This window comes from Pseudoalteromonas fuliginea, assembly GCF_000690055.1.
GTDB classification, from domain to species: Bacteria; Pseudomonadota; Gammaproteobacteria; order Enterobacterales; family Alteromonadaceae; genus Pseudoalteromonas; species Pseudoalteromonas fuliginea.
The window spans coordinates 13,173-35,275 of sequence record NZ_JJNZ01000008.1; the positions used below are offsets into that span (position 1 = coordinate 13,173).

The window sequence follows — 22,103 nt, forward strand, 5'->3', positions numbered from 1 at the left end:
TCGCATCTTGGGGTGGTTTGGGTATAAAATGGCGTAACGCGAATCTTTAACTTTAACCATTAATGAGTATGATGAAATCTATTAAACATAAAATCCTCAAAGGTGTATGCGGCTTAGTTTGTACAGCCGCCGTATTTTCAGCCAGCGCCCAAATTATCCCGGCACCACCTCAAGTTAATGCAAAAGGTTATTTTTTAGTAGACTTTACAACAGGTAAAGTAATTGCCCAAGGTGAAGCTGATACGCAGCTCGCCCCAGCAAGCTTAACTAAGATGATGACCAGTTATGTAATTGGTACTGAAATTAAAGCCGGCAATATTGCACCAACAGATATGGTAACTGTGAGTGAAAAAGCATGGGCTAAAAACTTCCCAGAATCGTCTAAGATGTTTATTGAAGTAGGTAAGCAAATTAGTGTTGATCAGCTTAATCACGGCATTATTATTCAATCTGGTAATGATGCCTGTGTTGCAATGGCTGAACATATTGCTGGAAGTGAAAGCGCATTTGCTGATTTAATGAATGCACATGCTACTAAATTAGGTATGAGTAACAGCCATTTTATCAATAGCCACGGCCTTGATACGAATGAGCATTATACTACTCCACGCGATATGGCAACCTTAGGCGCAGCACTTATTCGTGACGTACCGGATGAATATGCACTTTATAAACAAAAGTCGTTTACTTATAACGGTATTAAGCAATATAACCGTAACTCGCTATTATGGGATGAAAGCTTAGACGTAGACGGTATAAAAACAGGCCACACCTCGGAAGCTGGCTACAGTTTAGTCACTTCAGCAACTAAAAATGGTATGCGTTTAATTGCCGTTGTAATGGGCACTTCAAGCGAACGTGCTCGTAAAGTGGAAAATAAAAAACTACTTAACTACGGTTTTCGTTTCTATGAAACAATTACCCCGTACAAGGCCGGCGATAGCTTTGCTGAGCAACGTATTTGGATGGGTAACAAAGAAAATGTATCTTTAGGTATTTTAGAAGATACACCAATTACTATTCCACGTGGTCAACATAAAAACCTTAAAGCTAACTTTGAGCTAGATAACACGCTTGAAGCACCACTCGCTAAAGGCACTAAAGTAGGTACGTTATTCTTACAATTAGAGGGTGAAGACATTGCTCAATACCCACTAGTAACACTTGAAGAAGTGGAAGAAGGCAGCTTCTTTAGTAAGATTTATGACTACTTACGTTTACAAATAATGTAGACGTAAAAATAAACTCACAGCTATTGTGAAAGTTAAACGAGACGCCTCTATTATGAGGCGTTTTTTTTTGCTTGAAAAATGCTAGAATGCGCCCCATATAAAGCAATCATATTGAGTTGTTATTTTTGGCACTCCAAAAAAGCAGCATTAGCTCAAGATTGTCATAACCCTTTCAGTTTAGCGCCTAGCATTTTGCTCAGAGCCAATACTTTATTTGTTTGAGGAGTCACCGTCGTGGTTCAACCTGTTAAAGATACAAAATTTGATGAGTACTTAGAGTACCCTTGCCCATTTACATTCAGAATAATGGGTTTAGCTAACGTAAACTTAACTGATCAAATTTTAGCTAAGTTACAACCAATAGCACCTGGCGATTACGCCCCTAAAGTAAAACCAAGCAGCAAAGGTAATTACGAGTCAGTAAGCCTTGTAGCAACAGTTACTAGTGGCAAACACATTGAAGAAATTTACAACGTGATCAGCAATATTGATGACGTACGCCACATGCTTTAATCCATAGTTGAGATTTGTTGTGAACGAAAACACTTTGATCGTACGCCAACTGGGTCGTCAGCGTTATATGCCTATTTGGCAAAAAATGCAGGACTTTACCGACTCCCGTGATGAAAATACGCCAGATGAAATTTGGCTTGTAGAGCACGAGAGTGTATTCACCCAAGGTCAGGCTGGTAAGGACGAACACTTACTAGCTCCTGGCGACATTGAGGTGATTAAAGTTGACCGTGGCGGGCAAGTAACTTACCACGGCCCTGGCCAGCAAATGATGTATGTATTATTTAATCTACGTCGTTTAAAGATTGGTGTACGTGAACTGGTTACGTGGCTTGAAGAGTGCATTATTGAATCACTCGCCGAGTATGGCATTGAAGCTTATGCTAAAGCTGATGCACCAGGTGTATACGTTAACGACAGCAAAATTGCATCCCTTGGGTTAAGGGTTCGTCGTGGCTGCTCGTTTCATGGCTTAGCATTAAATGTTAACATGGACCTAAGTCCATTTTTACGCATTAACCCATGCGGTTATGCGGGCATGAATATGGTGCAAACTAAAGAATTAAATGGTCCTCAAAACCTAGAAAGTGCGGGTGAAGGATTGGTGAAACACATGATCAAGAAGCTTAATGCAACACAGGTTAAGCATACTGAAGGGTTTGAAAACGAATGAATAAACCAGTCAAAATGGAACCAGGTGTAAAACTACGCGACGCAGAAAAAATGGCGTTGATCCCAGTAAAAGTTTTACCTACAGAAAAAACTGAAATGTTGCGTAAGCCAGAATGGTTAAAAATTCGCTTACCTAAATCAACCGATCGCATTGACGGCATTAAAAAAGCGCTACGTAAGCATGGCTTACACTCAGTCTGTGAAGAGGCTTCGTGCCCTAACCTATCTGAATGTTTTAACCACGGTACAGCTACCTTTATGATTTTAGGTGCTATTTGTACTCGTCGTTGCCCATTTTGTGATGTTGCTCATGGTCGCCCATTAAAACCTGATGCCACTGAACCTGAAAAGCTAGCACTTACTATTAAAGATATGAAGCTAAGCTACGTTGTAATCACTTCGGTTGACCGTGATGATTTACGTGATGGTGGTGCACAGCATTTTGCTGATTGTATTCGCGAAATTCGTAAACATAATCCAACTATCACTATCGAAATTTTAGTACCTGATTTTCGTGGCCGTATGGACCGCGCACTAGAGATACTAATCGAGACGCCACCAGATGTGTTTAACCACAATCTTGAAACTGCGCCACGTTTATACAAACTAGCTCGTCCTGGTGCTGACTATAAGTGGTCTTTAGAATTACTTCGTCGCTTTAAAGAAGCTCACCCAGAAGTAAAAACTAAATCAGGCTTAATGGTTGGTTTAGGTGAAGAAATTAGCGAAATTGAAGAAGTACTTCGCGATTTACGTGCACACAACGTTGACATGCTAACTGTAGGCCAATACCTACAACCTTCTAAGCATCACTTACCGGTTAAGCGCTACGTGCCACCAGTAGAGTTTGACGGCTTAAAAGCGTATGCAGACGAAATTGGCTTTACTCACGCGGCTTCTGGCCCGTTTGTACGCTCAAGCTACCATGCTGATCAACAAGCAGCGGGTAAAGAAGTGAAATAATCACTTTCTCAAAAAATTAAAAAAGCCGTTAATGATGCATAATCATTAACGGCTTTTTCATGCCAATTGATAAAATAGCTTACTGCGCTAACTTACCTTTTGTAATAGAAAAATCAGCAAACCTAACACGTTCTTCATCGGCGCGAAGGCTGTCGGTTTCAACAATTGAGCGGTATATTCCCCACTTAGGACGAGCAAAATCATCATCACTAAAGCCGCGCCACATATCTATGTTTTGCTCGCTTATAGTAAATATATCTGCATTATCGCTTAAGCGCGTTAACGTCATATCAAACTTACCACTTTCACTAAATGTAGCTTGTACAAATACCTCAACCCATTCATCTGTAATGAGTGACCAGTCGGTTTCAATTAAGTTTTTATCAAGACCCGTACTGTTACCGTTTTCATCAAACCCTGCGCTATATCGAACCTGTAGCTGATTACCTATACTATTTTTTTGCGCACCTGAGAGCGTGATAATAGGCTGATCGTCATTACCATTGGTATTGTCGTTACTCTCGTTACGGGCTTTTATTTGAAAAAAATGGCTAAATTTACTCGTAAGCTCAAGCTCGCTACTTACTTTAAATTTCCAGCTATATTGAAATGTCTCGCCCTCAAACGCCAGTGTTTCTTGTGGTGATTTATCGTAGGTTTTTATTTCGTTACGTTGTCTATCACTTGCGCCTTTGTCTTTATCTTGGTCATCATCTCGGTGAGCTAAAAAGACAAAATGGTTACCAATTATCGTATCGGTATCTTCAATAATATGAACAACACTTTCATGATTGCCAGCGTATAAGTCTGGAGATTCAATTGACCCTTCGCCGAAGGCATTTTCAATAAGCGTGTATGCGTCAAGCCCCGAATTAACGCCATCTGATCGCAATAAAACGTGTGATATTTTCTCAAAGCCATCAGCTTGAGCTATTGGTGCACCTACAATTGTTATGATAATTTGTGCGCTAGTACCATCTACAGAGTTTACTGTTATTGTATCTTGCAGTGTTTCACCTTCACTTAAAGATGTTATTGAAGCGTTTAAATCATCAAGTGTGTATGACCAATCTCCACCAGCATTTAAGCTAAAAAAACCATAGCTTGTAGCGCTATTTTCTTGTGCTGCAAAAGCAGCTTCACATGATTGTTGATCCGTAATAGTTAACGAGCCTGTTATTGCATCATTACTATCGCTAATAACTTCACCTAGACTGTTACCACCGATTATTGCAGGATTTTGTATAGTAATCGCTTCATTATTTTGCACCGTAGGATCAGAGCCTGAGCTGCCACAACCAGTAACTAAACAAGATAGAAGTATAGCTGTAACTGTATTGCACGGTTTAAGGGTATATTTAGACATGATTAGTTCTGTGGTTAATAGCAAGTTAATTAAATATGAATTTACCAATTTATTGTACAAATAACCACAATTCAATTACCAATTAACATTACCAATTTAATGATATTTCAAATTTAATTATAAAATCTATTATTTTCATAGTGATACAAAAAATTATTTCTATCGAGTGTTTATTTATATTTGTTTTAAAATAAAATTAGGTTAAACCTGAGTTACTTGAGATAATTAGTACTGACATAATTATTTAGGTTCATTATGAAACTATTAGTTCGTAACTTGTCTCGTGCTACCACTGAGCATGAGCTTCGTACTTTATTTGCAGAGCACGGTAAAGTGACTACCTGTAACTTGGTACTTGATAAAGAAACTGGCCAATCTAAAGGTTTTGCCTTTGTAGAAATGCCAAACGACATAGAAAGTAAAAGCGCAATTACTGCACTTAACCAATCTACTGTTGATAAAAGTAAGATCCGCGTGAAATTAGCGGATGCTTAAGTAATAATTTATTACTTAAAGTTAAAAGAACCAGCTTGCGCTGGTTTTTTACTAATGACTGATAGTTAATCTGCAATTGAATGAAAAGTTCTCTATAAAAATTCGACATCGCTGCGGTGCTTCCTTTATATTGAAAGCCTAATTAAATAACAATATGAAGACCATGGCATCTACTCTTTTAAAAAGCGCTAGCCTAAGCCTGCTAGTTGCACTCTTTGGCTGCTCAGAGCCTGCAAGCGAACAAACTCCATTAGAAAATACAGCAGGTGTAAGCCTTAGCAATATTAAACAGCATATTAAAACGCTAGCCTCTGATGACTTTCAAGGCCGAGGCCCGCTAACTCATGGTGAAGTGAAAACAGTAGGCTACTTAAGCGAGCAATATAAAGCGCTGGGTTTAACCGGTGCTTATAAAGGTAAATACTTACAGCCTGTAAAAATGGCAATGGTGACAGCTAATCAGGATATGCAGTTAAAAGTAGGTGATTTGAGCTTTGAATCAGGTAAAGACTTTACCGCACGTACCGAGCAACTTCAGCCATTAATTGATGTACGCAATTCTGACATTGTATTTGTTGGCTATGGTATTAATGCACCAGAATATAACTGGAATGACTATAAAAATATTGATGTAACGGGTAAAACAGTGGTTGTGCTCGTTAACGATCCAGGTTTTGCTACTCAAAACGACGCCCTTTTTACTGGTAATGCAATGACCTACTATGGTCGTTGGACTTATAAATATGAAGAAGCCGCTCGCCAAGGTGCAAAGGCTGTATTTATTGTTCATGAAACCGCACCTGCGGCATATCCTTGGGGCGTAGTTGAAAGTTCAAACACAGGTACTAAATACACGTTAATGGATAACAACTTAAACGCATCAAAATTACCGGTTATGGGCTGGCTAACACTTGATGCGACTGAGCAAATGTTTAACGCCGCAAAGCTTAACTATCAAGATTTAAAACAAGCAGCATTAAGTGATGACTTTAAAGCGACGCCACTTAACTTAAAAGCAAACCTTGCCTTTAAAAACGAAGTGTCACATGCCAAATCACATAATGTAGTTGCACAAATTACAGGAAGCGAATCACCTGACGAATACGTTGTTATTAGCGCTCACTGGGACCACTTTGGTACTAAACAAACTGACACCGGCCCTAAGATTTATAACGGCGCGGTCGATAACGCTTCAGGCACTGCAGCCACGCTTGAAATAGCACGTATAATGAGTAAAAAGAACAAGCAAAAGCCATTTAAACGCTCAATTATTTTTGCTAACTTTACAGCAGAAGAAACGGGGTTAATTGGCTCTGAAGAATTTGCATCGGGTGCGGTTGTACCTACAAAACAAATGGTCGGTCTATTAAATATTGATGGCATGAACGTGCTTGATGGCACTGACTACATTTTACAATACGGTAAAGATTTATCGACAATGGAAAACTATTTAGCAAAAGCTGCAAAATCACAAGGCCGTTTTGTTAAAATGGATCCTCGCCCGCAAAATGGCTTGTTTTTTAGATCTGATCATTTCTCGCTTTCTAAGCAAGGCGTGCCTAGTTTATTATTTATGAGTCTGGGTGATACCGATCCTGAGTACATTGCGCATAAATACCATAAAGAAGCAGACGACTACTCAGCTGATTGGTCGTTAGGTGGTGTTAAGCAAGATATAGATCTTATTGTTGATATAGCCACACAGCTTGCAAATAATGGCGATTGGCCAAAGTGGACGAGCGAGTCTGACTTTAAAGCCAAACGCGCGCAAGATAAGCAATAAATAGCTATTAAATAGAGTTATGTAATATAAAAATCCTCCTACTTGGAGGATTTTTGTTTTAAACGAGCGCGCATTAATAGCGTTTCGGCCTTTGCCCCTAAATAAACATAAATAGCCAGTGCAATTAAAAGCCCTACCACTGCAAGCATCATCGCTATGGCAGGCATTAAATATTCCGATTGCCCCAACGCCGCTTTAAACATAGTTAACAGCGCCTCAATTGATATAGCAATCAACACAGTAGAGATAAACCGTGTAATAGTGCGCCGCGTAGACGAGTGCCTAAAAATATCCTTATGCATAAGGATTTCTTCTTCGAGTATTGTTTTACCTAAATCAAACACTGCTAGTGCCAAAGTGATGTAAATAATGATACTAAAGGGCTCAAGTGGGTCTGATGAAGTATCTACATGAGTTAATAGCGCGTATATATCACTAAAGACGATATTTAGTAAAAATAATACTAAGCAAAATAAGCACACCACAATAATACCGTAACCCGCTTTGAAGTAAGGCGACATATTAGCGCGCGCAGTATCACCCATTACAAACTCAATAAGCTGCGTTAAGCTCACATCAACGACCAAGTAATGCTGATTATTAATTGGTTTTTTTAGCTCTTTAATCGCCGATATACATAAATGGTTAGTCGCTATAGAAATGTAGGGATCAGTAAAGCACACTTTATCACTTGCTTTAGCGTTCAAAAAATAGGGTCGCTCGCTTAAATCTTGTTGATTACCACTTTCACCTAATTTTTTGCTATATGCCCGTTTAAAGCAGACATTATTACCCTGCTGCAAACCTTCTGCATTTAAACAATATTGTAATTCTAAAAATGGGTACTGCTTAATCAGGTAGCGGGTATCACGCTCTTTGGTTAATCCGTCCTCAATACTCATTAAAATAGATTCAAGTAAACTGTGTATTACATGCTCATATTCGTGGTAGCGCTCAACACTACTGATATAACTCATTCGCGCCATTTTAAATACTCATTAGCCTAAGTTATCAATTGATTTGCAAGTTTAAAACCAACAATAAAATAACTTAATAATCAGCAACTTGATAATATTCAAACTCGAGTTTTGCACTACTTTGGTGACTAAATAGTAATATATTAAATTAAATGCACAAAAAAGCAGCTAAGTATTAATTACTTAGCTGCTTTTTGAGTATGACTGGTAAGGTTCTACATAGAGCTTATTACTGAGCCTTCGAAAACTCTTCTTTAGATAACTCGCCATTTCCATCTGCATCTAATTGATCAAAAAGCTGTACTAGTTGCGAGTTTACTTGGGCTTCTGTTTTACTAATTACGCCGTCGCCATCTGTATCAAAAGAATCAAAATCTACCGCAGCAAACGCCGCTGAAGAAGAAGCTAGGGCTACAAGAGCTAAAGTTTTGTGTAATGTTTTCATAATCGTTTCCTTAGGCTTTGAGCCTGATTAGGGGTAAGAAGTCCTTTTCCAAGATCCTTTAGGAGTAAAGTGTCTATAAATTAATATTCAAAAAAATCATTTTCTGTCGGGCCACCGCTACTTTGAACATTCAGCTCGTCAAATTGCTCTATCACTTGCGCCGATTCTTCAGAGCGACTAATTGAAGCGTTGTCGTCTGCATCGCGTGTTTCAAAGTCTGTGTTTGCAAATACTACTGACGAAGAAACAATAGCCATAAGTACAAATGTTGATTGTAGCTTTCTCATAATTTAATCCTTCAAAAGTATGCGGTGTCCTAAATAAATTTGCTCTATAGTGCTCTCTAGTCACTTCCTGGTTATTCTTTTTAGTAGGCTCCCTTGCCTACTTAGGTTGTCTTTGGCAACTCAGAATTTAGATAACATCACAGAGCATTAACTGCTTAAGGCTTTAATTTTAGGCCTTAGAAAACTCATCTTCAGATAGCTCACCATCTTGGTTTGTATCGAGTTCATTAAACTTGCTTAAAAGCTCAGCATCTACTGAAGCTTCGGCTTGGCTGATTGCGCCATTACCATCTACGTCTAGCGTATCAAAATCTGTTGCTGCAAAAGCCGCTGATGAAGAAGCTAGCGCCATTAGTACTAATGTTGATTGAAATGTTTTCATAATAGTATTCCTTCATTGGGTTGTTGCGATTAAAGCCTTTGGCTTTCATCACGTTTTGCTTAATACACTCTAGGTATTACAACTTCGGTGCCACTTTTTATTTATTATTTAAAAACAATAAGTTAAATAATATAAAGCGAGAAAAGCTTAATTTGGGGAGGTGTTATTGTTGCTATTTAGCAACAGTCATTTAACTAAAAATAATAAACCATTATAAATCAATTGGTTAAGTTTAATTAAAAAGACACACTTTGGCTAAAAAGCCGATAAGGGGGCGTTTAGGTTAGCCTTCAAAATAAACTGAATATGAACATGGAAATGACATAGGATTTATTTTCGGCTACTAAATAATTAATTTATTTTTAATCAGTAAGTTACATTATTTTTTGAGATTTATTATAAAAATTTTGGAAGGATATTTTGAAATTAACTGTTTTGTTGCCAAATGGCGAATTTATTTAGGAAGGTTTCAATGCTAAAGCTAAGTTGTAGCATTCAACTCATAATTTAATGCGCCGTAAAATATAGGTTTGCTTAAATTAAGCAAACCTACATCGTGTGCCGCTATTGGAGTGAGGTAAATTATATAGATTTAAACTACTTCCACCCTTGTAGCCACTTTTGGTTATCTTTTAAATCTCGCCAACTAATTGGATATTGATTTTTTGACATAACAGCCTCGGTAATACATTCAATTACGTTGCCATCTTCATCAAATTCCACCTCAACAATAATGAAGTGTTTTTCTTTATTTATAGCAGGTGTTGCGGTCCATTTACTATTCAATAATTTTTTAGGGTTTAGTTTATTCATTGAGTATAACGACTCCTACTCATCTATTTATACAGCTTATCTAAGGCAACTATACGACCCCAACACCTACTTAGTTCAGATTACTCTGCAACTAGCTTGCCCTTATACATTTGCATTTGGCAATGAAAGTCATATTCACCGGCTTCAAGCGCAGGTAGTTTAACTGTATTGCCATCACCCATTGCCAGCGCTTTACTTATATCAAGCTGTGGAAATACCACTGTTTCGGCGCACGGCGCGCTGTCTTTTCTATCAAAGGTAAGTACAACTTCTTTGTTAGCTGCCACTTTAATGTGTCCTGGCTTATAAACACCGTTATCAACGACTATCGTTACTTTGTTGTCATCACTTTGTGTTTGCTCTGGTTTGTATAGCCAAAACCAATAAATAATTGCGGCTATTAACAGTGCACCACCTATATTAATCATCAACATAACGTACTCCTTAGCTTAAATTACGATTTATTTGGTTTGAAAAAACGTAAGCGATTAGCGTTACTTACCACTGTAAGCGATGAAAGTGCCATAGCTGCACCTGCAACAACAGAGTTAAGTAATATGCCAAAAAATGGATACAACACGCCGGCTGCAATCGGAATACCCGCCACGTTATAAATAAAGGCACCAAATAGGTTTTGTTTAATATTTGAAATAGTTGCATTACTCACTGCAATTGCATCAGCAAGGCCATGTAACGAACCACGCATTAAGGTAATGTCTGCACTTTCTATTGCAACATCGGTACCTGTACCAATTGCAAACCCTACATCCGCTTGCGCAAGTGCGGGGGCATCGTTAATACCGTCACCTGTCATACCCACTATTTCACCGTTTGCTTGGCGTTTTGTTACTTCGTTTACTTTGTCATCGGGCATTACTTCTGCAATAAAGTCATCAATACCGACTTGCTTAGCAACGGCTTGTGCAGTGGCTTTGTTGTCACCTGTTAGCATAACTAGGTGGATACCTTTATCTTGCAGGCGTTTAATAGCTTCAACTGAATCCTCTTTGATAGGATCCGCTACTGCAATAATAGCGTGGAGCTTATTATTGCTTGCAAAATACATGGGCGTTTTAGCATCACTGGCAAGTGCTTGAGCTTGCTCGGTTGCATCATCAACGGCCACGTTGTATTTATCCATTAGCGCTTTATTACCAAACAACAATGTTTGCCCGTCAACACTGCCAGTGACACCTTTACCTGTAATTGCGTTAAAGTCAGCTACTTTGCTTAAAGCTAAGCCCTGCTTTTGAGCATATGCCGTAATTGCTTGGGCCAGTGGGTGCTCTGAGCTACTTTCAAGGCTTGCAACAAGTTGCATTACTGTATTTTCATCACTGTTATTAAAGGTAACTACATCGGTAACTTGCGGTGTGCCTTGAGTAATAGTGCCTGTTTTATCTAAAATCATGGTGGTGATTTTAGATGTTGTTTGCAGCGACTCACCATTTCGAATTAATATTCCTGACTCTGCAGCTTTACCAATACCCACCATAACCGACATAGGGGTTGCGAGTCCTAGCGCACAAGGACAAGCAATAATAAGTACGGTGGTAACCGCAACAACGGCATAAGCAATTGATGGCTCAGGTCCGAAGTTTAACCATGCAAGGCCTGCAAGTACTGCAATAATCATGACTGTTGGTACAAATATTCCAGATATAACATCAGCTAAGCGCCCTATTGATGGCTTTGAGTTTTGTGCACGCTTAACCATATTGATAATATTGGCAAGTGTGGTTTCGCTACCAATGTGCGTGGCTTTAAATAATAAAGTGCCACTTTTATTAATACTTCCGGCAACGACTTTATCGCCCGTTTTTTTGCGGACGGCCATTGGCTCACCAGTAAGCATTGACTCATCAACCGTACTGCTGCCTTCAATAACATCGCCATCCACAGGGATTTTTTCACCCGGGCGTACGCGTACTTCATCATTTTTTACAACATCACTAATGTCGATGTCTTGCTCTTGCCCATCGCGAATTACGCGTGCAGTTTTTGGTTGCAGGCCAATTAAGCGTTTAATTGCTTGTGAGGTGCGCCCACGTGCTTTTACTTCAAAAGCGAGCCCTAAACTAATTAAACCGATGATCATCGATGATGCTTCAAAATATACGTGTCTTGCGACTTGTGGTAATAAGTTTGGTGCTATTACCACAAACATTGAATACAACCACGCAGTACCTGTACCAAGCGCTATTAATGTATCCATATTAGCAGCATGGTTTTTGAATGCCTGCCATGCACCGTTGTAAAATTGTTTACCTGATATAGCCATAACCACAAGCGTGACTATACCCACTAAAAACCAGGCTATTCGTTGTGTGTCGGTGGTCACACTCATGTCAAAAATAAGCCCGTATATCATTAACGGCGCACCGACCCCTAACGCTAATATCATATTACGCATCAGCTTTTTATAATGTGCCTCATCCGACTTTGCTTTTTCATCAAGTGCATCTTGATCAGACTCATTACTCATTGGCTTAGCTGAATAACCAATGTTTTCGACTGCTTTAATAAGCGTGCTTTCGCGGGCTTTACCTTCTACACGTACTGTACGCTGTGCAAAGTTCATTTCCACGTTTTGCGCGCCTTGCACGCTATTAAGGGCTTTTTCAATTTTAGCCACACAACTGCCGCAATTAGCGCCTTCAATAATAAAGTTTTGCGCGGTGTCTTTTGTATTAGTCGTCATTACGCTGCTCCTTATTTGCAGAATCGTTTATTGGATCAACAAAAGATTCTATTAAACTACACACGTCACTGGCATTTGCACCATCGGCTGATGTATCCCATTGATCCAGAGCTGCATGCATCCTGTTTCGTAGTTTTAATGTTTCTTGAAATAGTGCTTCGGTTTCTTCTAGGCGTTTAGTAATGAGTTTTCGCGTTAACGGACAAGGACAATTCCCTTGCTCTGACTCGCCTATAATGTGTTGAATATCTTTGAGTGAAAAACCAAGTTGACGCGCACTAATAATAAACTTTAAACGTTGCTGGTCTTGCTTTGTATATTCTTGATAGCCATTTTCTTCACTGCGTATTGGGTTAAGTAACCCAATACGTGTGTAATGACGAACAGTATCGGCAGTCACGCCCATTAATTTGGCAAGTTGTTTAACATACATAATTTAGCCCCGTGGAATTTCAATAGATCAATAATAAACCTATGTGCAACACACAGGTCAATAGAGAGGAGCATTAAAGCATAATTTAAATTTACTGAAACTGATTTAGCGAAAAAGTGAAAGCGCTCTGGCTAGAGCGCTTAAATAAGAGAGATAAAAGTATTGAATCTATTGTTCTTTAAAGGTTAAATTTAACCAGCAAATATCAGCAGTCTCTAGTTAGCATGCTCGCGTGAGGCTTTTAGCTCTTCGCTTAGCTTGCCTGCTATATCTTGAATTTTTGGTATAGCATCTTTCATTAAGCTTTGTGACATTTGCATAGACTCTTGCATTACAACAGGCATTTTTTCAAGTATTTTTTGCCCTGTATCTGTTTTATAAAACGCTAACATATCAGCAATTTCTTGCTCACTAAAATGTTTGTCGTACACGCTAATCATCATTGGCTGCATTTTAGCCCAGCTCATTTCGGTTTTTAATACCGTTGTCATGTCGCCGTAGTATTTATCAAAAATAGCCTGTTCAGAAGGCTTAACGCCCATTTGGTCTGACATGCCTTTCATCATACCTTCAACCTGGCCGTACATAGAATCAACCATTGCATCCATGTTCATTACATTAATGAGTTCATCTATTTTTTGCTGCTTAGAATTTTGTTCAGCATACAAACTACTAGAAAAAATCAGTAATGATAAAAGTAGTACCTTACCCATAATAATATCCTTTCATATAAATAATGGACTTATGGTCACATGAATAATTTGTATTGTAAAGGGTACAAGCAATCATTAAAAAGGCCGAGTAAAATAAATTTATTCGGCCTTTTATAAATATATTTTTATGCTAATCGTCTTCTACATTATCTAGGCCTTTAGTGCCTTCTTTGGCTTTTAGCTTATGATGGATAGCAGACTTTATTAACATGTAGCCACTAATCGGTGCCGTAATTAGTAAAAATATAGTAATGAGTATTTCTTTAACACTTAGGCCATGCCCTGAATTTGCAAAATAAACCATAGCAGCAATTAACATACTCGCCATGCCCAACGTGGTTGCTTTAGTTGGTCCATGCAAACGCATAAAAAAGTCAGGTAGTTTAATTAAGCCTATTGAGCCAATTAAAATAAACGTACCACCAAATAACAATAATATTGATACAACCCATTCGCTGATCATGTTTTCACCTTATTCAATTATATCGCCACGTAGTAAATACTTACACACTGCAACTGTACTTATAAAACCGAGCATAGCAATAAGCAGTGCAGCTTCAAAATAAAGCCCTGTATCCATACTAATACTGTATAAAATAATCAGTGCGATGACGTTAATGTACATAGTATCGAGCGCTAAAACACGGTCAGGCACTGACGGACCGATGATCAATCGCCATAAATTAAGTAATAATGATAAGCCAATCATCGAAAAAACAATGAGTAATACAGTATCTAACATTGAAATATCTCCTTTAGTGGAGCTTCGTAGCGTTGTTTTATTTGTTTGATAAGTGCTTGTTCATCTTTAAGATCAAGCACATGTATTAATAAGTAGCGTTGCGTTGGCTCTTTACTCTCAGGTAACGATTCAGCAATTGGGTAAACCTCTGCACTCACAGTACCAGGTGTAAGCGATACACAACTGGCCAATATAGTAATTGGCATATCATGGGTTAAATCTATCGGTACTTTTATAAAGGCCGGACGCAAATTTTTAGATGGCCCAAGTATAAGTAAAGCCACTTGTAAATTTGCTACAACAATATCGTACAGCACAATAAGCAACTGCTTGAGAGCCAAGCCCGGCTTTAAAATTAGCGGCTGAGGCTCGCGAAGCGAAAAACTTAATATCGGGATAAGTATTGCAAAAATAGTCGCTAATACTAAGTGCCCTACCGACACGCTATTATTTAACAATAGCCAAACCATAAACAAAAATAAGCTACGAAATGGCGTTGGTAACCAACGAAAACGGGCTTGTAATCTCATCACATGCCTCCTTTAAGTACAGCATTAATGCCGCCGCTTATGTCATGTAACTGCACAGCAGCACCCAGCATATATTCACTAATGGGCCCGCCAAAAATTACTAATAATGGTGAACACGCAAGTAAACCTATAATTACAATTACTTGCAATGGGTTCGCATTTACACACTCAGCATTTTCGCTATTTTTACTTTTATGCTCCCAGAACAAGGTTGTGCCAGCGCGCGAAAGCGCTACTAACAACGCAAAACTTGTTACTAAATATACTGGCCAAAATAGTAAAGCTTGCTCACTGTTTAATGTCGCTTTAAGTATCCAAATTTTACCTACAAAGCCTGACAGTGGTGGCATACCAACTACCGTTAAAGCCGCAATAATAAAGCACACACCTAATAAAAATGGCTGTTTAACAGAGCGACCCGCCACAAGCCTATCGCCAACTTTACCCCGCTGGATTGAAACTAAGTCTGCTAGTAAAAATAGAGCGGCACTAACAAGTGTTGAATGCACTAAATAATATAAAAGTGCAGCAGTGGCATTTACATTTTGCAATGCAATTAGCGCAACCAACGTACCTACCGATACTAATACTAAGTTAGCCGTTAGTTTACGTAAATCTTGCGCTGCCATAACACCAATGGCACCCACTATAATGGTGGCAATTGCTAAGCCCCAAAGCCAAGGCTGCGCCATATGTTCAAGCGCTCCTGCTTGTTCGCCAAAAATCACAGTGTAAACTCTAAGCATGGCGTAAACGCCTACTTTGGTCATAATCGCAAACAATGCAGCAACCACAGGTTTAGCACTTGCATACGTATTTGGAAGCCATAAATGCAGAGGTAATAGTGCGCCCTTTAAAGCAAATACAATGAGTAATAATAAACCACCTGCTTTTGCTAGGTATACATCATCGCCCGAAAGCTCCGATACCTTTTGCGCCATATCTGCAATATTGAGCGTACCAAGTACACCGTACAAAATACCCAAACCGATTAAAAATACGCTTGAGCCAACTAAATTTAATATTACATATTGCAGCGCAGCACGGGTGTTTTGTTTATCACCTGCGTGCATTAACAATGCATATGATGCAATCAGTAATACTTCAAAAAATACAAATAGGTTAAATAAATCGCCAGTTAAAAACGCGCCATTTACACCCAATATTAAAAAGTGAACAAGTGGGTGATAAAAACTGCCTTTTTCATCATCGCCAGCACTACCATATAAAATAGCGCCCAAACCTAAAAGTGAAGTTAACGTAACCAATAAGGTAGACAACATATCGGCTACTAAGACTATCCCAAATGGTGCAGACCAATTACCAATAGCGTAAACGTTAATACCCGTATTATTAATATGTACAAGTAAAAATACACTAATGGCAAAAGTAGCTATTGCCATTACAATTGAAACTAAGCGGCGTATTTTAACGCTTTTACCACATGGTGGCAGTAATAAAATAACGGCCGTAAGCATAGGTAATAAAATAGGGAGCGAAGCTAAATGTTGGATCATTTTTGCTCCTTGTTATCTGCTGAGGTATTAGGCACATAACCATCAACATGGTCGCTACCTAAATCGGCGCGTCCACGTATTGCCAAAATAACCACGAATGCGGTCATCGCAAAACCAATAACAATAGCTGTAAGCACTAAAGCTTGAGGTAGAGGATCGGCGTATTCTGTGCCAGTACCAAGCACTACTGCTTTATTAATAGTAAGACGACCTGCTGAAAACAAAAATAAGTTAACAGCATATGAAATCATAGTAAGCCCAAGTACTACAGGGAACGTACGAGCTCTTAGCAGTAAAAACACACCGCAACTGACCAATACTCCAACGCAAGATGCGTACAATAATTCCATTAAATATTTACCTCTTTTTTCTGGGTATCTGCCGTCATATTACCTAAGCTTGCTAAAATCATTAACGTAGCGCCTACAACCGTTAAGTAGACACCTAGGTCAAATGCAATCGCGCTGGCAAGCTCTGTTTTACCGACAAACGGAATATCAAAGTAGTCAAACCAGGTTGTTAAAAATGGCTTATCAAAGAACCAGCTACCCACACCTGTAAACAGTGAAATACCAATGCCTGAAGCTATGATTTTACGATAATTAACATCAAAACGTTCGTTTATCCATGCCGTACCATGCGCCATATATTGTAAAATAAACGCGATTGACGTTACCAGTCCTGCAATAAAGCCACCACCAGGTAAGTTATGCCCTCGTAAGAAAATATACGCCGACACCAACAACGCAAGCGGTAATAAACTTTGTGAAATACTCGCCAATAATATTGGATGACGTTCTTTAGCCCATGGGCGGCCTTCGCTGTCACTTGCAGGCATAAATAATGGAATTCGAGAAAGTACTTTAAATATACCTAATGCGGCAATGCCTAATACGGTAATTTCTCCAAGCGTATCAAAGCCCCTAAAGTCGACCAAAATAACGTTAACTACGTTAGTACCACCGCCACCAATTTTAGCGTTAGCAATAAAGAAGTCTGAGATTGAATCTAATGGGCGTGTGAGTAACGCGTAACAAATACTTGCTATAACTACACCTAACGTAGAGGCTATTGCTAAATCTCGAAGTACACGTAATGAACTTGATTCTTTTGGCGTATGTTGGGGCAAGAAAAACAATGCCAGCATAAGTAAAATAATAGTAACCACTTCAACGGTTAGCTGCGTAAGCGCTAAATCTGGAGCAGAAAAACGTGTAAATACAACCGACACCATTAACCCCACAATTGAGAGCATTAACAACGATACCATTCGAGAGCGATGCCAAATAACGGTGGCAAGAGCACCAATAATCAATAAGCCTGCACCAATTGCATTGTGCACATCAACAGGCGTAAGTGGCATGCTACCGGCAAGTTGTTGCATTTCAAATAATGGCCAACCTGCACACAGTAATACTACCGCTAACATAATTACAAGGTAGCGCTGCAGCGATCCATTTTCTGTACTGCTTACCTTTGACTGACACCAAGCAATAACGCTTAATATTACACGTTCAAACGTTTTTTTAGCGTTTAGAGGTGGTAACGATGCTTGAAATTGAAATAGATATTTACGATTAACATAAATAAATAAGCCGCCAACAACAGCCATTGCACTCATAAGTAAAGGTAAGTTAAATCCATGCCAAATAGCTAATTCGTAATGTGGCATCTTTTGCCCTAATACAGCTAAGGATGCCGCAGATAAGATGCCATCAATTGCAAAGTGCGGAAACATCCCTACTAATAAACAAATGACAACGAGTATCTCTATTGGTACACGCATATAACGTGGTGGTTCATGAGGTATTCGTGGTAAATTAATTGGATCACCGTTAAAAAACACATCGTGAATAAAGCGTGCGGAATACGCAACCGCAAATGCGCCTGCAACAGTTGCCAGTACTGGTATTAGCCACGACATAGAACCAAGTACTTGCTGATGCAGCGTTTCTGCAAAAAACATTTCTTTAGATAAGAACCCATTAAGTAATGGTACACCCGCCATTGCAGCCGCCGCGACCATCGCAAGCGTTGCAGTGTATGGTAAGTATCGCCACATACCATTTAATTTACGCATATCGCGCGTGCCTGTTTCGTGATCAATAATACCAACGGCCATAAATAACGACGCTTTAAACGTGGCATGGTTAATGATGTGGAATATTGCCGCAACAGTTGCAAGCTCAGTATCAAGCCCGAGTAACAGCGTTATTAAACCCAAATGGCTTATTGTTGAATAGGCTAACAAGCCTTTTAAGTCATGTTTGAATAATGCTATATAAGCACCAAACAACAGCGTAGCTAAACCCGTTAACCCAACGAGCAAGAACCACGTATCGGTGCCGGCTAAAGCAGGGTGAAAACGTGCTAACAAAAATATACCGGCTTTTACCATGGTTGCAGAATGTAAATACGCGCTCACTGGCGTAGGTGCAGCCATTGCATGAGGAAGCCAAAAATGAAATGGAAATTGTGCCGATTTAGTAAATGCACCCAATAGCACCAATACCAATGCTACTTCGTATAAATCGTGAGATTGAATTATTGCTTTACTCGCTAGAATAACATCTAAGTCATAACTACCAACAATATCACCTAATAGCATTAAGCCTGCAAGTAACGCTAAGCCGCCCGCGCCTGTTACAGCAAGTGCCATACGAGCACCCTTTCGCGCTTCAGACTTATGCCACCAAAAACTAATTAATAAAAATGAGCTGATGCTCGTTAATTCCCAAAACAACCACAGCTGAATAACATTGTTAGACATAACAATGCCAAGCATAGCGGTCATAAACAGCATTAAATAACTATATAACTTAGCCATTGAATCGTTAGCGCTTAGGTAGTAACGCGTGTAGAGGATAACGAGCAAGCCTATGCCTAAAATCATAAACATAAACAATAAACTGAGGCCATCTAACCGCAGAGATAAATCGAGTCCTATTGACGGGATCCAAGCTAATGAATAACGAATGGTTTCGCCCGCTAAAACTGCAGGTGCATGGTATAGAGTAATCCCCAAAGCCGTCAAAGGCGCGAGAGCCGTTAAACTAGTGCTTAAATTGCGGGATAACTTACCTGTGCATGCAGAAATAACACTGCCAATTAAGGATAACAAGGGTATCCAGAGCAAAGTCATAATGTAGGGCCTTTTATAATCATAAGTTTATCAGGGCGTCACTCTTTTAGGATTAAGTGATGCTTTTACTGCCTGTTTTTTAACGACATTAATAGTTATAGTTATACTGAAAAACACTAATTTTGTCTATATAAAGCGGGGTTATATGAATGTTTTCAAAACAAAAACTAACAATTTTTTCAAGCTAAAAAATCAATATAGCATTGCTGACGATTGTTAATTTAATATAGCCTTATTTATAGACGTAAGCTCATCTGAGTGACGGTAGAAGTCCCCCTTAGTCATATCTAAATACTTCAACCAAAGTTCCCTGTATTGCGTTGAGAGCCCTAATTGTTGATACTGCATAATAGACCACTTTTCACTTGGTTTATAAGCAATACCTCCTTGTTGACAACTTTCACTTTTATGCCAACCTTCTGGTGCAGGTTCACCATGTGTAATATATAAATTTGGTGCTACAAACCCACTTCGTGCGCACAACCATGCTTGTTTTGATATAGGCAAAGTATACTCATCCTCAAAACGGTTAAAGTGCATAAGTTCGTGTAAAAATATACTGTAGTTTGCCTGTGAGTTAATAAGCATTTTGCCTTTACTGACATTTGCAGTGCCATGCTTTGGCATCATTACTAAAAAATCATAATTGCTAAGAAGCTCATTTTTAAATCTAGAGGCCTGCCAATCACATTGCGCAGCATTATTGATATTACTTTTACAATTGAGCGCAGTCGCAACATAAACGGGCTTTGAAAAACAAAATATATTTTCGCGTGGCTCTGGCTGCCGATTGTATGTAGTTATAAAGTCACCTAATTTATATAAACCATTTCGGTGATCGCTCATTACAATTACATTAAACATACAGTGCTTTTTAGGCTCATCAATATCCTCTAAAAAAGAAAAACCCAAATTTTGTATAAATTCACGCGGTATATTATTTTCCGCTATAGATAAATGCAACCTGAGGTGATTAAAAACATCCCCTTCTGGTAACTGCTTTATATCGGCTAACAGCTTTAAATCATCCCAACGTGATTGAGCTAATAACTGAACAGCTAACTCTTTACGCTCAATTGCATTTAATTTATTTATACCTGCCAACCAAAATTGTTTAGCCGTATCACTGTCGTTATTATTTAAAAGTCTTATTGAATAAGCATATTGTGCAGAGGGAATGTGATTTCTAGCCAATATAGCCAGGGAGGTATCTGGTAGTTGCGGTAAATGAACCGCAAAATAATTAGGGAAGCGTCTATAGACTTTTAACACACTGGCCTTTGTGTTCAAAACATGCCAAAAGCCAATCGCGTCAAGGTGATTACCAGAGCCTGTTATTAAAAGGCTACACAGTAATACACCTGCCAACTTTAATGTATTAACTTGCGTCGTCACCAGCCATTAACTCAAGTTCTAAACGTGCATATTTATACTCAATAAACTCATGTACATTAGTTGCTAGAGCTAATCTAAAATAATCAGCGGCTAAGTATTTATCACCAGCAGCCTGATGCAATTTAGCTAAGTAAAAATAAGCTTCACATAAACGCTGAGCATATTCTTGTTCCGACTTAACACCCTCACTAATGCCAGATAAAAAAGCATGCTCGCTCATATCACCTGCAAAAAGCGAAATTAGTTGAAACGCCCATTGTGAATCGTCAAGTGCTGTTGCATTCGTTTTAAGTTCAACAAGAGCTTGCTCCTTATTTACCTTAGCATCTGCTAAATAAACCCATAATACACGATAAGGGTCATTTGGAGAGCGAGCTAAAAATGCACTAAAATCGGTTTTAGCAATACCAGACCTATCACCATAATAAAGTGCAATACCTCGATTTAAATAAGCATATTCATGATCTTCATCAAGCTCAAGGGCCGAATCGAAAAATTCATAGGCTTTTTCATATTGTTGCATTAGCGTATGTTGAATACCCAAAAAATTATATACTTCAGCTAAATCAGGCTTAAGTTTTACAGCGCGGTTAAAATCAATACGCGACAGCGTAGTCATGCCTAAGCTATCAAATAACACACCACGGTCATAATATAACTTCGCTTGTTGATCAGGGCTTAAATCTGCTCTATTCAATAACTCTGAGTAGCGTGCAATAGCAATTTCACTTCTAAAGTCAGAGGCCAAAGGTGCAGTAAATGGCACATTAACAATCGGGGTTGGTTCTGATTCTGTTGTAGTTTGGCAAGCGCTTAAAGACAAAATAGCGAAAGATGCCAAAGCTAAATGTTTGAGTATCATTAAAATCCTTAATACCAAGATAGGTAGCAATATGACAGACGATGTCTCAATAGGTTCATAGCAATTGATGAACTATTATTGCTCTAGGTAAACTGCTCAGTAATTAGGTAAAATTATGTTGTGAGTTTGTCACTTTTAAA

Annotated in this window: 24 protein-coding genes; 6 read left to right on the forward strand and 18 right to left on the reverse strand. The window is 38.8% G+C overall.

The annotated features are described in order from the left end of the window. The first annotated feature begins 71 nt into the window (after positions 1-71). From DC53_RS17815 to lipA, 4 genes are all read left to right on the forward strand, one after another. On the forward strand, positions 72-1,232 hold the full coding sequence (locus tag DC53_RS17815) for a serine hydrolase (RefSeq protein ID WP_007378250.1): 1,161 nt from the start codon (positions 72-74) through the stop codon (positions 1,230-1,232). Positions 1,233-1,466: 234 nt separating this feature from the next. Further along, entirely contained in the window at positions 1,467-1,745 is a 279-nt protein-coding gene (ybeD, locus tag DC53_RS17810) for a DUF493 family protein YbeD (protein WP_002958517.1), read from the forward strand. Between the two features lie 19 nt (positions 1,746-1,764). Continuing rightward, positions 1,765-2,418 carry a lipoyl(octanoyl) transferase LipB gene (gene lipB / locus DC53_RS17805; RefSeq protein ID WP_033028522.1) on the forward strand — a complete coding sequence of 218 codons (654 nt, stop codon included), beginning with the start codon at positions 1,765-1,767 and terminating at the stop codon, positions 2,416-2,418. Next, complete coding sequence (lipA, locus tag DC53_RS17800) at positions 2,415-3,380, forward strand: lipoyl synthase (protein ID WP_002958515.1); 966 nt, start codon at positions 2,415-2,417, stop codon at positions 3,378-3,380. The genes lipB and lipA overlap by 4 nt, the downstream gene beginning before the upstream one ends. Positions 3,381-3,459: 79 nt before the next feature. On the opposite strand, the gene DC53_RS17795 is transcribed toward lipA, so the two are convergent. Next, positions 3,460-4,746: a VCBS domain-containing protein gene (locus DC53_RS17795; protein WP_033028523.1), complete on the reverse strand. Its 1,287-nt coding sequence runs from the start codon at positions 4,744-4,746 to the stop codon at positions 3,460-3,462. 255 nt (positions 4,747-5,001) lie between these two features. Here DC53_RS17795 and DC53_RS17790 point away from each other — a divergent pair, with 255 nt between their 5' ends. Together DC53_RS17790 and DC53_RS17785 are read left to right on the forward strand one after the other, a co-directional pair. After that, entirely contained in the window at positions 5,002-5,241 is a 240-nt protein-coding gene (locus tag DC53_RS17790; protein WP_002958513.1) for an RNA recognition motif domain-containing protein, read from the forward strand. A gap of 163 nt (positions 5,242-5,404) precedes the next feature. Then, positions 5,405-7,024: a M28 family metallopeptidase gene (locus DC53_RS17785; RefSeq protein WP_007378247.1), complete on the forward strand. Its 1,620-nt coding sequence runs from the start codon at positions 5,405-5,407 to the stop codon at positions 7,022-7,024. A 38-nt stretch (positions 7,025-7,062) separates the two neighbouring features. On the opposite strand, the gene DC53_RS17780 is transcribed toward DC53_RS17785, so the two are convergent. The 17 genes from DC53_RS17780 to nlpI all read right to left on the reverse strand — a co-directional run bounded on the left by DC53_RS17780 (position 7,063) and on the right by nlpI (position 21,963). After that, positions 7,063-8,010 carry a PDC sensor domain-containing protein gene (locus tag DC53_RS17780; RefSeq protein WP_033015247.1) on the reverse strand — a complete coding sequence of 316 codons (948 nt, stop codon included), beginning with the start codon at positions 8,008-8,010 and terminating at the stop codon, positions 7,063-7,065. Between the two features lie 220 nt (positions 8,011-8,230). Further along, positions 8,231-8,446 (reverse strand): EF-hand domain-containing protein, encoded by a 216-nt coding sequence (locus tag DC53_RS17775; protein WP_033028524.1) that lies wholly within the window; start codon positions 8,444-8,446, stop codon positions 8,231-8,233. A gap of 80 nt (positions 8,447-8,526) precedes the next feature. Continuing rightward, a complete protein-coding gene (locus tag DC53_RS17770) occupies positions 8,527-8,733 on the reverse strand; it encodes a hypothetical protein (protein ID WP_033028525.1) in 207 nt (68 codons plus the stop codon). A 169-nt stretch (positions 8,734-8,902) separates the two neighbouring features. Then, on the reverse strand, positions 8,903-9,115 hold the full coding sequence (locus tag DC53_RS17765) for an EF-hand domain-containing protein (RefSeq protein ID WP_002958507.1): 213 nt from the start codon (positions 9,113-9,115) through the stop codon (positions 8,903-8,905). Positions 9,116-9,712: 597 nt separating this feature from the next. After that, positions 9,713-9,928, reverse strand: a complete 216-nt coding sequence (locus DC53_RS17760) for a TIGR02450 family Trp-rich protein (protein ID WP_002958506.1) — start codon at positions 9,926-9,928, stop codon at positions 9,713-9,715. An 80-nt stretch (positions 9,929-10,008) separates the two neighbouring features. After that, positions 10,009-10,362 carry a cupredoxin domain-containing protein gene (locus tag DC53_RS17755; RefSeq protein ID WP_033028526.1) on the reverse strand — a complete coding sequence of 118 codons (354 nt, stop codon included), beginning with the start codon at positions 10,360-10,362 and terminating at the stop codon, positions 10,009-10,011. A 20-nt stretch (positions 10,363-10,382) separates the two neighbouring features. Beyond that, positions 10,383-12,629, reverse strand: a complete 2,247-nt coding sequence (locus tag DC53_RS17750) for a heavy metal translocating P-type ATPase (protein ID WP_033028527.1) — start codon at positions 12,627-12,629, stop codon at positions 10,383-10,385. Beyond that, the gene (locus tag DC53_RS17745; protein WP_007378490.1) at positions 12,619-13,062 is read right to left on the reverse strand and encodes a MerR family transcriptional regulator; all 444 of its coding nucleotides are present in this window, start codon (positions 13,060-13,062) and stop codon (positions 12,619-12,621) included. The genes DC53_RS17750 and DC53_RS17745 overlap by 11 nt, the downstream gene beginning before the upstream one ends. Before the next feature lie 215 nt (positions 13,063-13,277). Beyond that, positions 13,278-13,775 (reverse strand): DUF2059 domain-containing protein, encoded by a 498-nt coding sequence (locus DC53_RS17740; protein ID WP_007378491.1) that lies wholly within the window; start codon positions 13,773-13,775, stop codon positions 13,278-13,280. A gap of 130 nt (positions 13,776-13,905) precedes the next feature. Then, positions 13,906-14,238 (reverse strand): Na+/H+ antiporter subunit G, encoded by a 333-nt coding sequence (locus DC53_RS17735; RefSeq protein WP_007378492.1) that lies wholly within the window; start codon positions 14,236-14,238, stop codon positions 13,906-13,908. Between the two features lie 9 nt (positions 14,239-14,247). Continuing rightward, positions 14,248-14,517, reverse strand: a complete 270-nt coding sequence (locus DC53_RS17730; protein ID WP_007378493.1) for a K+/H+ antiporter subunit F — start codon at positions 14,515-14,517, stop codon at positions 14,248-14,250. Then, positions 14,511-15,047, reverse strand: coding sequence for a Na+/H+ antiporter subunit E (locus DC53_RS17725; protein WP_033028528.1), 537 nt, complete (start codon positions 15,045-15,047; stop codon positions 14,511-14,513). The genes DC53_RS17730 and DC53_RS17725 overlap by 7 nt, the downstream gene beginning before the upstream one ends. Then, on the reverse strand, positions 15,047-16,564 hold the full coding sequence (locus DC53_RS17720; RefSeq protein ID WP_033028529.1) for a monovalent cation/H+ antiporter subunit D: 1,518 nt from the start codon (positions 16,562-16,564) through the stop codon (positions 15,047-15,049). Before DC53_RS17720 ends, DC53_RS17725 begins: the two co-directional genes overlap by 1 nt. Continuing rightward, a complete protein-coding gene (locus DC53_RS17715) occupies positions 16,561-16,914 on the reverse strand; it encodes a Na+/H+ antiporter subunit C (protein WP_010554685.1) in 354 nt (117 codons plus the stop codon). The genes DC53_RS17720 and DC53_RS17715 overlap by 4 nt, the downstream gene beginning before the upstream one ends. After that, on the reverse strand, positions 16,914-19,706 hold the full coding sequence (locus DC53_RS17710) for a monovalent cation/H+ antiporter subunit A (protein ID WP_033028530.1): 2,793 nt from the start codon (positions 19,704-19,706) through the stop codon (positions 16,914-16,916). The genes DC53_RS17715 and DC53_RS17710 overlap by 1 nt, the downstream gene beginning before the upstream one ends. Positions 19,707-19,922: 216 nt before the next feature. Beyond that, a complete protein-coding gene (locus tag DC53_RS17705) occupies positions 19,923-21,074 on the reverse strand; it encodes a hypothetical protein (protein WP_033028588.1) in 1,152 nt (383 codons plus the stop codon). Between the two features lie 10 nt (positions 21,075-21,084). Beyond that, positions 21,085-21,963 (reverse strand): lipoprotein NlpI, encoded by an 879-nt coding sequence (gene nlpI, locus DC53_RS17700; RefSeq protein WP_007378499.1) that lies wholly within the window; start codon positions 21,961-21,963, stop codon positions 21,085-21,087. Positions 21,964-22,103 lie beyond the last annotated feature (140 nt).

Excerpts from the sequence above, each read along its gene's own strand:
- DC53_RS17780 (WP_033015247.1), bottom strand. The coding sequence starts at position 8,010 with ATGGCGCGAATGAGTTATATCAGTAGTGTTGAGCGCTACCACGAATAT.
- DC53_RS17725 (WP_033028528.1), bottom strand. The coding sequence starts at position 15,047 with ATGAGATTACAAGCCCGTTTTCGTTGGTTACCAACGCCATTTCGTAGC.
- DC53_RS17735 (WP_007378492.1), bottom strand. The coding sequence starts at position 14,238 with ATGATCAGCGAATGGGTTGTATCAATATTATTGTTATTTGGTGGTACG.
- DC53_RS17785 (WP_007378247.1), top strand. The coding sequence starts at position 5,405 with ATGGCATCTACTCTTTTAAAAAGCGCTAGCCTAAGCCTGCTAGTTGCA.
- nlpI (WP_007378499.1), bottom strand. The coding sequence starts at position 21,963 with ATGATACTCAAACATTTAGCTTTGGCATCTTTCGCTATTTTGTCTTTA.
- DC53_RS17750 (WP_033028527.1), bottom strand. The coding sequence starts at position 12,629 with ATGACGACTAATACAAAAGACACCGCGCAAAACTTTATTATTGAAGGC.
- DC53_RS17760 (WP_002958506.1), bottom strand. The coding sequence starts at position 9,928 with ATGAATAAACTAAACCCTAAAAAATTATTGAATAGTAAATGGACCGCA.
- DC53_RS17795 (WP_033028523.1), bottom strand. The coding sequence starts at position 4,746 with ATGTCTAAATATACCCTTAAACCGTGCAATACAGTTACAGCTATACTT.
- DC53_RS17770 (WP_033028525.1), bottom strand. The coding sequence starts at position 8,733 with ATGAGAAAGCTACAATCAACATTTGTACTTATGGCTATTGTTTCTTCG.
- lipA (WP_002958515.1), top strand. The coding sequence starts at position 2,415 with ATGAATAAACCAGTCAAAATGGAACCAGGTGTAAAACTACGCGACGCA.
- DC53_RS17790 (WP_002958513.1), top strand. The coding sequence starts at position 5,002 with ATGAAACTATTAGTTCGTAACTTGTCTCGTGCTACCACTGAGCATGAG.
- DC53_RS17765 (WP_002958507.1), bottom strand. The coding sequence starts at position 9,115 with ATGAAAACATTTCAATCAACATTAGTACTAATGGCGCTAGCTTCTTCA.
- DC53_RS17745 (WP_007378490.1), bottom strand. The coding sequence starts at position 13,062 with ATGTATGTTAAACAACTTGCCAAATTAATGGGCGTGACTGCCGATACT.
- DC53_RS17730 (WP_007378493.1), bottom strand. The coding sequence starts at position 14,517 with ATGTTAGATACTGTATTACTCATTGTTTTTTCGATGATTGGCTTATCA.
- DC53_RS17715 (WP_010554685.1), bottom strand. The coding sequence starts at position 16,914 with ATGGAATTATTGTACGCATCTTGCGTTGGAGTATTGGTCAGTTGCGGT.
- DC53_RS17775 (WP_033028524.1), bottom strand. The coding sequence starts at position 8,446 with ATGAAAACATTACACAAAACTTTAGCTCTTGTAGCCCTAGCTTCTTCT.
- DC53_RS17815 (WP_007378250.1), top strand. The coding sequence starts at position 72 with ATGAAATCTATTAAACATAAAATCCTCAAAGGTGTATGCGGCTTAGTT.
- DC53_RS17740 (WP_007378491.1), bottom strand. The coding sequence starts at position 13,775 with ATGGGTAAGGTACTACTTTTATCATTACTGATTTTTTCTAGTAGTTTG.
- DC53_RS17710 (WP_033028530.1), bottom strand. The coding sequence starts at position 19,706 with ATGACTTTGCTCTGGATACCCTTGTTATCCTTAATTGGCAGTGTTATT.
- DC53_RS17720 (WP_033028529.1), bottom strand. The coding sequence starts at position 16,564 with ATGATCCAACATTTAGCTTCGCTCCCTATTTTATTACCTATGCTTACG.
- DC53_RS17755 (WP_033028526.1), bottom strand. The coding sequence starts at position 10,362 with ATGTTGATGATTAATATAGGTGGTGCACTGTTAATAGCCGCAATTATT.